The 11,728-nt window shown below is 35.7% G+C and carries 9 protein-coding genes; 4 read left to right on the top strand and 5 right to left on the bottom strand.

Features of this window, described 5'->3' with window-relative positions:
- Positions 1-98 precede the first annotated feature (98 nt).
- A complete protein-coding gene (locus tag MUA87_RS03515) occupies positions 99-2,231 on the bottom strand; it encodes a DNA topoisomerase III (protein ID WP_262551302.1) in 2,133 nt (710 codons plus the stop codon).
- Positions 2,232-2,374: 143 nt separating this feature from the next.
- On the opposite strand from MUA87_RS03515, the gene MUA87_RS03510 reads away from it, so the two are divergent.
- Both MUA87_RS03510 and MUA87_RS03505 read left to right on the top strand, forming a co-directional pair.
- Complete coding sequence (locus tag MUA87_RS03510; RefSeq protein WP_023014978.1) at positions 2,375-3,238, top strand: GNAT family N-acetyltransferase; 864 nt, start codon at positions 2,375-2,377, stop codon at positions 3,236-3,238.
- A 121-nt stretch (positions 3,239-3,359) separates the two neighbouring features.
- A complete protein-coding gene (locus MUA87_RS03505; protein WP_002479578.1) occupies positions 3,360-4,214 on the top strand; it encodes a GRP family sugar transporter in 855 nt (284 codons plus the stop codon).
- Positions 4,215-4,302: 88 nt separating this feature from the next.
- Here MUA87_RS03505 and MUA87_RS03500 read toward each other — a convergent pair whose 3' ends face one another.
- Positions 4,303-5,214 carry an AEC family transporter gene (locus tag MUA87_RS03500; protein ID WP_002479579.1) on the bottom strand — a complete coding sequence of 304 codons (912 nt, stop codon included), beginning with the start codon at positions 5,212-5,214 and terminating at the stop codon, positions 4,303-4,305.
- 135 nt (positions 5,215-5,349) lie between these two features.
- On the opposite strand from MUA87_RS03500, the gene MUA87_RS03495 reads away from it, so the two are divergent.
- Both MUA87_RS03495 and mspA read left to right on the top strand, forming a co-directional pair.
- Positions 5,350-5,517, top strand: coding sequence for an SE1832 family protein (locus MUA87_RS03495; RefSeq protein WP_002479580.1), 168 nt, complete (start codon positions 5,350-5,352; stop codon positions 5,515-5,517).
- Between the two features lie 71 nt (positions 5,518-5,588).
- Positions 5,589-5,906, top strand: a complete 318-nt coding sequence (gene mspA, locus MUA87_RS03490; RefSeq protein WP_002479581.1) for a membrane stabilizing protein MspA — start codon at positions 5,589-5,591, stop codon at positions 5,904-5,906.
- A 52-nt stretch (positions 5,907-5,958) separates the two neighbouring features.
- Here mspA and MUA87_RS03485 read toward each other — a convergent pair whose 3' ends face one another.
- The 3 genes from MUA87_RS03485 to MUA87_RS03475 form a co-directional block, all read right to left on the bottom strand.
- Entirely contained in the window at positions 5,959-7,128 is a 1,170-nt protein-coding gene (locus tag MUA87_RS03485) for a metal-dependent hydrolase family protein (protein ID WP_002479582.1), read from the bottom strand.
- 17 nt (positions 7,129-7,145) lie between these two features.
- The gene (locus MUA87_RS03480) at positions 7,146-8,327 is read right to left on the bottom strand and encodes a hypothetical protein (protein WP_061054624.1); all 1,182 of its coding nucleotides are present in this window, start codon (positions 8,325-8,327) and stop codon (positions 7,146-7,148) included.
- 201 nt (positions 8,328-8,528) lie between these two features.
- A complete protein-coding gene (locus MUA87_RS03475; RefSeq protein ID WP_156666534.1) occupies positions 8,529-11,666 on the bottom strand; it encodes an efflux RND transporter permease subunit in 3,138 nt (1,045 codons plus the stop codon).
- Positions 11,667-11,728 lie beyond the last annotated feature (62 nt).

The raw sequence follows: 11,728 nt of genomic DNA, 5'->3' as shown, positions 1-11,728 counted from the left end.
TTAATAGAAATTTGAAAAACACACTCATTTTCGAACGATTTCAACACTATATTTTTAAATATTGTTCGTTAAAATTCGTTAATGAGTGTGTCTTCTAATTAAAGTTTCAAATTCTTCAAAGCATCTTGGAATGGATTATTGTTCATTTCTTCTTTACCCATATATTTCTTCATCTCACGTTTAGATACTTTGCCTTTACCTTTATTCTTATGTCTTTGATCCATTTGTTCTTGTGTTTCAGAGTGACCGCAAACACAACGATATGTCGCTTTTTTACCTTTACCGAATAATGTCATTTTCTTATGACAGTTTGGACAACGTGCATTCGTTTTACGTTGTACATTTTTCTTTGTCTTACATGCTGGGTCTTGGCATACAAGCATTTGACCATTTTTTGTTTTGACTTTAATCATGAATTTACCGCATGTCGGACATTCTGTAGTGGTCAAGTTATCATGTTTATATTTCTGTTCACTGTTTTTAATTTCATTCACAATAGTTTCAGTAAAATGTTTCATCTCTTTTATGAACTGACGTGCATCATATTTACCTTGTTCAATTTGCGTTAATTTTTCTTCCCATTCTGCTGTAAGCAATGGTGAAGTAAGTGATTGTGGTGCGAGTTCTAAAATTTGGCGTCCTTTAGACGTAACTTTAATATGACCATCTCTTGCTTCAATCGCATTCATATTAAACAGCTTTTCGATTATATCTGCACGTGTTGCTACCGTACCAATACCGCCTGTTTGTTTCAAAGTTTGTGAATGTTTTTTATTTTTGAGTTCAAAGAACTTTTGAGGACTTTCCATTGCTTTTAACAATGTTCCCTCGTTAAAGTATGGCGGCGGTGTTGTTTCATGTTCTTGAATATGGAAACGTTGAACTTTATAAGTTGCACCTTGTTTAAATTGTATTGGTTCTGATTGTGTGGTTGATTCATTGCGTAATTGTTTGAAACCAAGTTGTAAGGTTACTTTATCTTGCAATTCAAAGGTCTGCTTACCGACCTTCAAGATAACTTTGACCGCTTCATACTCATACGGCGGCAACAAGTTCTCTATAAATCGTTCTGCAATCATTAAATAGACCTTTTGTTCACGTTGGCTCAAATCATTCATGTTAGGACGAATTTCTGTTGGAATAATTGCATGATGATCTGATACCTTCTGATTATTTACGATACCCATTTTAGCACTGAACTGTTTATTGACTAATGGACGCACCGCTTCTTTATACTCAGTCGCAAGCAATGCTTGTAAACGTTCTTTAAATGTTTCTACCATGTCATCCGTTAAATAGTTCGAATCCGTTCTTGGATACGTAACCAACTTATGACGTTCATATAAGTTTTGAAGTGTATTCAGTGTTTCTTTCGCACCCATACGATAACGTTGATAAGCTTCTTGTTGTAAATCAGTTAAACTGAACAACTTCGCAGGATATTGTTTCTTTCGTTTTGATGTTACTGATTCAACAATGCCCGTTTGTTGTTCTAATTGTTGAACCATATCTGTGAATACTTGTTTGTCATAGATACGTTGTTTTGAAATCAACTTAAAGTTTTGTCCATCCACTTGTGCTTCTAACGTATAATATTTAGAAGGTCTAAAATGTCTGATTTCATCTTGGCGCATTTGAACAAGTTGAATCGTCGGTGTTTGAACACGACCTAATGATAACTGTGCATCATATTTCGTTGTTAATGCGCGCGTCGCATTAATCCCAACAATCCAGTCTGCCTCACTACGTGCTAATGCTGCACGATATAATGGCAAGTATGCTTTACCATCTTTTAAATGTTTGAACCCGTTACGAATCGCTTTGGCTGTAATCGAACTGATCCATAAACGTTTAATCGGTTTCTTATTATGCACCTTATCTAAAATCAAACGTGCAACGAGCTCCCCTTCTCTTCCAGCATCAGTCGCAATGATAATTTCTTTAACTACATCTTTTAACATCAATGATTTGACTGTATTGAATTGTTTCTTTGTTTTTGGAATAACGACTGTTTTCATATATTTTGGGATAATTGGCAGTTCTTGCAAATCCCATGTTTTAAACTTCGAATCATATTGTTCTGGAGTTGCATTCGTTACCAGATGACCTAAAGCCCATGTCACAATATATTGATTGTTTTCAAAATAGCCATTGCGCTTTTGATGTACATTCAATGCGTTCGCAATATCACGGGCCACAGAAGGTTTCTCTGCTAGAATTAATGATTTCATCTTCATTTTCCTTTCTCAAAATCGTATTTCTATTGTAACATGATTTATTGTGCTTGTTTCTCGTACCTTTGCTTTTATCTCAACACAAAACAAAGTATAATAAATAAAAAGGTGTTCTTTATATAACAACCAAGGAGGTTCTTATGAAAGCCGTTAAAATTGAAGCTGTTCAAGACATCCAAAGTTTTATTCACCAAGCCGATACATCCTATTGTTCCTATATTTATAAGCTTCACGAAAAAAACGTTTCATTGACACAAAGTATTGAGGCTTTAAAACAAGACACAGGCGTCTATGCGCTCATTGACGAAAGTGACAAAGTCCGTATGCTGATGGGTGGATTCTCCTATGATACTAACCATTTTAAAATGGTTGGGCCGTTCATCAATTCAAATGATCAATTAGATGCGCAAGCTTTTAAAAGCCTTTTTGAAACTTTAATTGCAGATCAACCTGATCAATCTCATTTCAATTTTTCATTTGATATTACAGACGACTATAAAAGTTCATTGATGAAATCCATTGATGCACACTATACGTTCACTGACTATTATCTTTCAACTGATCACACAATTGAAACAAGTCCTGCGGCTGAACGTCAAATCATTCCATATCACAAAGCTTTTTTCGCACATTTCGATCGCTTACATCAGAAAAACTTCCGTCGTGAAGCAATGTCTGCTTCTGAAATTGTCAATACACTAGATGAGAACAATCATTTATTCTTTTTTGTCAGCGAAGGTATTTTAAAAGGCTACTTATATCTGCAAGTCAAACCTGATAAAAATAAAGCAGAAATTAAATATTTCTCATCTCATACGGATTATCGTTATGAAGGAATTGCTTTTAATTTATTAAGTCATGCGATTAACTTTGCTTTTAAATATGATGATATTAATAAAGTCTATTTCAAAATACGTAGTAAAAATGATCAATTAGTAGACCGCTTCAGTGAACTCGGTTTCGACATTCGTTCAGAACGTAAAAAATTCAAATATATCAAATAATATAAGCGTTTGTTATGAGGTTAACCTTCATAGCAAACGTTTTATTTTCCATTTATTTGTCTTTGTTTTATTCTTATTTTATTAAGGGGTAAGTTTAAATATAGAAAGGAAAAGATAGAAGATGGATTTACTTATCGCATTACTGCCTGCTCTCTTTTGGGGTAGTGTTGTTTTAATTAACGTTCTTGTTGGAGGCGGACCTTACAATCAAATCCGAGGCACGACACTCGGCGCATTGATTGTAGGTATTGTTCTCTTATTAACAGGACATTCTAGTTTTGAACCTAAAGTCATTATTGTCGGTTTGATCTCTGGTGCATTCTGGGCATTAGGTCAAGGTTACCAACTACGCTCTGTTGATTTAATTGGTGTTTCTAAAACTATGCCGATTTCTACAGGAATGCAGCTGGTTGGTACTACATTATTCAGCGCAATATTCTTAGGAGAATGGAGTACAGGAACACAAGTCGTTTTAGGTCTATTAGCGATGATTTTATTAGTGGGCGGTATCGCATTGACTTCACTTAAAGGTAAAAATGAATCGAGCGAAGGCCAATCTAAATTAGGTAAAGCAATTGTGATTTTATTAATTTCAACAGTCGGCTATGTCGTATATGTGGTTGTGGCGCAAATCTTTAGCGTTAATGGCTTAGATGCCTTATTCTTCCAATCAATTGGTATGGCAATCGGTGGTTTCTTATTATCAGCGAAACACCAAACGTCTACACGCTATACGTTACGTAACCTGTTACCAGGTGTGATTTGGGCCATTGGTAACTTATTCTTGTTCTACTCACAACCTAAAGTCGGCGTCGCAACAAGTTTCTCATTCTCACAATTACTAGTAATCGTTTCAACACTCGGCGGTATCTTTATACTGAAAGAACGTAAAGATAAACGTCAAATGCTTGGAATTACTGCAGGGATTGTATTAATTGTGGTCGCAGCTTTCATTCTCGGCGGATTAAAAGCATAATGACTTTCTAATAAAATATTGAAGAAAATAATAGAAATTTTAAAGGGATTGTCAGCCACTTAAGTAATGGTTGACAACCCCTTTTTTATTATACGAAAAACATTTGGAAGTAATAGAGTATGACGATACTGATCACAATCGTCATGTTGGTGGTCATGCCAATCAAAGGCAATGTACGGTACTGGAATTGAATGGAGTAAGGTATGACCGCAACGCCGATTGGCAACAACCAAATGACCATTAAAGTCGTTTTTATCATTTGGTCAGAGACTGGTAAAAAGAAATAAACGAGTAAGCCCGCTATGAGTCCAAAGCCATAATGAATAGCCAAATATTTCAAGGCAATCGGTAAATAACGACGTTCTACTCTAAAGTTCAACATTAAACCTAAGAGAATCATAGATAACGGCATATTCGCTTGTGCCAATACATCTAAGAAATTGATAACAGGATCTGGTAAATGCAGGTTACTCATATTTAAACCAAACATCATCAAATAAGTCATCAATGGAATAGAACGTAATAAATTCAATATAAGGAATCTAAGATTAAAAGTATTATTTCCGCTGCTGCTGAAATAATTGCCTATAAAATAAGTGATACCGAACATGACAATCGCACCGCCGATATCTGCCATACCGAAATAAATCATGCCGACTTTCGGCCAAATCGCTTGTACTAGCGGATAAGCAAATAAGCCGATATTCAGTGATGCCATCATCATGCCGATGGTACCTCGCATCTCATTGTCATATTTTAAGAAAAAGCTGATAGCGATAACTTTTGCAATAATACCGTAAATGACCATCATAACCGGTAATACAGATAGTGAAATATCCAGTTCAGCCTTGTTTAAATTGACGATGACTAATGCAGGTAACGTCACATTCAGCACTAATTTAGCCAGTACTTGGTTATCTTCTTCTTTTAAAATATTGATACGTTTGAGTAAATACCCAAGCGCAATCAATATAACAATGACTGCGAATTTGCCTGTCATAAGTCACCCTTCTTTCTCTATTATCATTGAGACATTCATTCGTCATGAAATGTCATTTCTCGGTAATTACATCTCTAATCTTTCCATGATATACTATTATTATTGATAATAAAAATCAATAGGGTGGTGTATCTTTTGGATTTAGAAAGTCAATTAGCAGAATTAAAACAAGATTACGTACGTCTGCAAGACGATTTGGAAAAGCGTGAATCAACAGGTCAAGAAGTCGATCCATTGATTAAACAGCTTGAACAAATCGAACATGAAATCGCACACGTCCGTTCACAAATAAAACAGCAATAAAATCGACATCTTGAATAGAAACACGCCATGATTCAACGTGTTTTGCGATTATCAGAAAGGAAGTACACGCGATGCAACTCTATCTATTATTACTACCCGTTTTGTATTTATTTGTAAGTTATATCAGTATTTATAAAATGAATACAATCTACAGTAGTGTTTTACGCATGGTCATGGGTGGATTACTCATCCTTATTGTCGCAATGATTAACTTAACAGTTCCTCCAGTAGCATGGTGGGAGTTTGCGGTCATTGTGATGCTTGTAGGTAATGTGGAGATTACAGCCTTCAAGTATTCAAAAGGCGATCAAAAAGGTGTCTTCTTATTAAATGTGATGACCCTTTTAATTTTCGTAATCAGTACTATTTTAACATTTGTATTATATTAAGAAAGAAAAGCCCCTCAGCCGCGTATTATACGAGCTGAGGGGCTTGTTTGGTTTATTTGGTAACTTTGATACCTTTTTTGTAAACTATTTTTTGTTCCTGTAATGCTTTAATGTCTTCTAATGGGTTATGGTCTAGAATAATAAAATCAGCAAGTTTGCCTTCCTCAATTGAACCTACTTGGTTATCAATTTTAAGTAGTTTTGCTGCATTAATTGTTGCAGCTTGAAGTGTCTGTAAATTAGTCGCACCTGTACGCGTCATTAATTCCATTTCAAAAGTAGAATGTGTATCAAAATTATTCATAGCTGTACCCGAATCTGTACCCATTGCTAATTTAATTCCTGCTTTAGCTGCTTTACCGATACTTTCAAAATGCGCTTTTTCAATATCTAACGATTTTTGAACCATAAAATCTGGTAATAATTCTTGATTTTGATTAATCGCATATGGCGCAATCAGTGTTGGCACGATAAACGTTTCGTGATCTAAACATAATTGAATTGTTTCATCATCCAAGAATACAGCATGTTCAATCGAATCTACACCCGCTAAAATCGCATTTTTAATACCTTCTGTCCCTTGTGCATGTGCACAGGCTGTTCGGCCTTTATGATGGGCTTCTTCGACTGCAGCTGTTAATTCATCTAATGACAATTGAACATCATGTGGTGTTTCACCACTAAATGAAACACCTCCTGTTGCCATTAATTTAATATTTCCAGCGCCTTTTTTTAATAATTTTCTAGCAAATTTACGCACCTCATCAACACCATCAACTTCGTAGCTGCCTTCACAGAAGTGACCGCCAGTCATGGTCAATGGGCTGCCTGAAGCAACAATACCTGGTGCCAACAATTCACCTTGCTGTTCTAATTTAGCTAGTTCTAAATCTACATCATAAATTGAACCGACATCTCTAATATATGTTACCCCATCGCTCAATAAATCACTTAAATTCTTTAACGCCATATAAGTTGCGGTAACCGGATTACTATCTGGTGATCCTAGCTTCGTTACTTTACCATACGGATCAGCAACGATATGTGTATGCGTGTTAATTAAACCAGGTACTACAAATTGTCCTTTTAAATCAACCGTCTCATCAGCATTATCGCTTGAACTAACAAATTTTCCCGTTTCAGAATCGACTACAAAACTTTGATTATCTACAAATGTTTCTCCATTAAAAAGTTGTGCATTTTTAAATAATACTTTTACCATTCAACTCTACCCTTTCCTTACAATAATTTAAGAAATAGTGAAGCGATAATAATAGAAGCGACAGATACCGTCGCAAATCCGCCCACTAACATTTTCGGCATCATATAATCGATTAAGACATTGCGTGCTTTCTCATCTTTCGTTAAATTGTTGACGACTTCATTCGTTAAAATATAATCAGCTGGGAAGCCGAACAATGCAGTTAACGCTGTCGCAAATGCCATATCTTTGCTCATCTTTAATGGTTTAGATAATAAAGATGAAGCTAGATACATACCTAAAATACCTAATGCGATCAAAACCAGAATTAATATCATGATTCCACTTAATACTTTCGGTGTTGTCATACTAAGTTGCGAGAATACAAATGCTAATAAACCATACATTAACCAATTAAACACTTTGGCTTTATTTAAAATTTGCTTTTCTAAAAAGCCGATTTGATGGAAAATAACCCCTAATACTAAGGCAATAACATTCCCATTAATTGCTTTGTTTGTTGCCTTTTCGAGTAGTACTGCAAGTACCGCAACCAATGCTACTTTTGCAAGTAAAAATGCAGGTGTTTGAAATTTCTCACTTTTTAAAAAAGTCGGCTTTTTTGTTAATGTTTCATCGGCTTCTTGACTCAACTCTGTTTTCTTAAAATCAAGCTTTTGATTATCATATTGCTTTAATAATCGTTTCCCTTCTCTTTTCAATACAACAGATGTTAATGGATAACCAATAATACTATGTGTGATATACATTGCGACAGGAATTGCAACTAAAGTCGTTAATCCCTCTGCTTTTAACCCATCTGACATCAGTGCTACAGAAATAACACCTCCTGTTAATGGTGGCACAGCAGCAACAACTGTATGCCAATCAAATAACAATGTTCCGATTGTCAGCGTTAAAACCATAGTACCGACTACTCCTGCTAAAGCAACTACAACTGCTCTCCATTGTGCAGCAAGTTGTTTCAAATCCATCATTGTACCTAAATGAACAAGTAATAACGGTACTGCTATAGCAACAAATTCTTTACCAAATGATGCTTGATTAACAATATCTTTAGGTAAGAATGTCCAAAATCCAATCGTGAAAAGCGCAGCTGTAATAAATACAGAAGGTATGTATGCTTTCGAAAAATTAGATCCCCACTCCCCAATGAATATAAAAACCATTACCACCAAAAATGCGATTAATAACTCCATATGTTACCTCCAATTCCATTCCTCTTATATTTATCCAATTATAAAACCTTTGAATGAATATGTGAAGATAACATTCAAATTTTTCTGAATTATTTGAGTATATTCATTATTATAATGTACAACTACTCTCATAATAAAAAACGCACTCCCTGCTTATATGCAGAAAGTGCGTAGAAATCAGATGCTATTTAAATTTTAAACTTAATTCTCTTTTTTACGTTTTGAGCTAAACATATGTGTTACTTTATCTTTCAGCGTAAATAGAATTTCATAAATAACTGGTACTACTATCAGTGTAAGAATAGTAGAAGAAACCAGTCCGCCTATTACAGTTGCGGCTAAACCTTTGGAAATCAAGATAGAGCTGTCTTGTCCGAATAACATCGGTACAAGTGCGCCAATTGTCGCAAGTGCTGTCATTAAGATTGGACGTATTCTCGTTCCGCCCGCTTCTAACAACGCTTCTTTCATTTCCATACCTTTATGCTCATTATTGATAACTCGGTCTATGAGTACAATCGCATTGGTTACGACAATACCTATTAACATTAAGACCCCGATCATACTTGGTACAGAAAGTGTTTCTCCTGTGAATACTAAAGCTAACACCACACCAATCACAATGTATGGAAGTGAGAATAGGATGGTAAATGGTGCTAAGCCGCCTTTGAATGTTAATACGAGTACAAGATAGACAATTACAACTGCCGCAATCATTGCTAGACTTAATTGCGTCATCGCTCTATTAATATCATCTGTCGCACCGCCTGAATTGATTTTAACATTCGCTGGTTTATCGACTTTATTTACTTTATCCATTACTTTCGTTGAAATACCGCCGACATCTTTACCGCTGATTTTACCTGTTACAGTTGTAGTATAGTCGCCATCTTCTTTAATCAGCTTACTTGGTGTTTGTGTTGATTTTAATGTTGCGATATCTTTCAGCTGAACCATTTCTCCTGTCGGTGTCGGAATTTCAAGATTGTTTAATTTCTCTTTGGTCCAGTTCGTTTGTTTTTCTTTTTCAACTTTTACATCGACTTTATGACCTTTTTCATTAATCGTTGTCAGTGTTGTTTCTGGAATGTTTTGATTTAAGCCCATCGCTAATTGACCCGCTGACAAGCCTTTTTCGGTTGCTTTGTTTTTATCAACATCTATTGTGTATTGGTCATAGACTTCAGTTAAATCAGATTTAACGTTCACTACACCTGATGTTTGTTTCATTTTATCTTCGATTGCTTTCACTGTGTCTTTGATTTCATGACCTGATGGACCAGATACTTTAACTTCAATTTCATTATTTCCGCCGCCAGTACCCATGTCTAAGTATTTCCATTCGCCTTCTTGTTTAAAGCCTGCGATATGTTTTAATACTCTGTCTGGTTCTGTATCAAAGTTTTTCGTATCACTCGCATATTCAATCATCACAGCCATATTGTTTGTACTGCCTGTCGGATCAATTGGTGATGCGCCACCTAGTGAATACTGAACTTTCTTCACTTTATCTTTACTGTTAAGATATTTTTGAACTTGTTCAGCATTTTTTAGTACTTGTTCTTTTGTTTCACCAGGTTTTGGTGTATAAGTCAACGCCATGAATTTATCTTCACCTGTGGAAATAAAGCTCGTTCCTATTTTCGCAGCACCTAATCCGATACTGCCGATTAAAATAACAGTCGTTATAATTAAGACAATCCATTTATGGTTTAACGACCAATTCAATACTTTTTTGTATCCTCTGCCTACTGCACCTAACGAACGTTGACGTTTTTGTTTGATACCATTTTTAAAGAACGTTGAAGCTAATGCCGGCACAATAGTGATAGATACTAGTAATGATGCTAATAAACTAAATGTAATTGCGAGTGCGAATGGTCTGAACATCTCACCGACTGAACCAGCCACAAAGACTAATGGTAAGAAGACGACAATCGTTACAAGCGTAGAAGACATAATCGGTTTGAATACTTCAGCTGTCGCGCTGATAACCAAGTTGTCGCCGCTCTCTCGCTCTTTCGGATCGGACATCCGTCTGTATATATTCTCAATAACAACAATAGAGTCATCAATTACACGTCCGATTGCGACGGTTAATGCACCTAAAGTCAAGATGTTCAATGAGACATCTGATAACTTCAAGGCAATCATCGCAATTAATAACGACATTGGAATTGAAACGACTGAAATTGCTGTTGTTCTGATATTACGTAAGAATAATAAGATGACAATAATCGCAACTATCGTACCAAGAATCGCTTTTTCAAGCATTGTATAAATAGAATCTTGGATTGGTTTTGCGGTATCCATAATCTTAGTTTGTGTTAAATCTTTATTATCTTTCACAAACGCTTTAATTTTCGCATCTGTATCTTTTTTCACTTGAACAGTATTGGCATCTTGTGCTTTTACGATTTGAACATCAATCGCATCTTTACCGTTCGTTCTGGAGATTGACTCACGTTCTTGTCCGATTTTAACATCGGCGATATCTGAAAGTCTCACCATGTCATTACTTTGTGGTCCTTGTGAACCTTGTGACATCATTGAACTTTCATCTGACCCAGGTTGGCCTTGTTCTCCTTGTGCTGCGCTGACAGGAATTACAAAGTTTTTCAATGCATCTGCTGAAGTGAATTCTCCATTCACTACAATGGATTTTTCTTTTTTACCGAATTGGAATAAACCTAAAGGCGTTTTGCCAGAAGCATTTTTAATATAGTCCTCCACACCTTTAGCACTCATACCACGTTTTTGTAATTCGCTTTGTTTGAATTTAATCGTTGCTTGACGTGCAGTTTGACCGTTCATTTGTACATTTTGAACACCGTCAACAGTTTCTAATTTCGGAATGAGTTGTTTCTCAATCGCTTTCGTCGCTTTCTCTAAATTTCCATTTTTATCTGAAAATGAATAAACAACTACAGGGAATGCATTCATACTATTCCTCATTAATTCAGGTTCCCTTGCATCCTCCGTGAGTTTAAGTTTATCAATTTCTTTCTTTAATGCTTCTTCAGCCTTATCCATATCTGTACCATCTTCATAGCTAACTTGGACCATAGAAACATTTTCTAACGATTGGCTTTTGACATTTTCGACATGCGCCATGCCTCTGATCTGATTATCTATTTTATCACTGATATCCTCTTGCACTGTCTGAGGTGTGGCACCCGGTAAGACAGTATTGACAGATATCATCGGTTCTTCTACATCAGGCAATAATTCTAAACGCATTTTTACACTGGAATAGACACCGCCCAAGATGACTAATACAACCATTAAAAATACAGCGAATTTATTGCCTAAAGAGAACTTCAGCAAACGATTAATCATGCGCTCTTTCCTCCTCATTTCTCGTTACTTTAAATTTAACACACCCCGCCTTAAAAGGTCGT

Source organism: Staphylococcus simulans, from assembly GCF_025561465.1.
Classification (GTDB): Bacteria; Bacillota; Bacilli; order Staphylococcales; family Staphylococcaceae; genus Staphylococcus; species Staphylococcus simulans.
The sequence above is the reverse complement of the archived record's forward strand: the minus strand, read 5'-3'. Positions and strand labels throughout refer to the sequence as shown.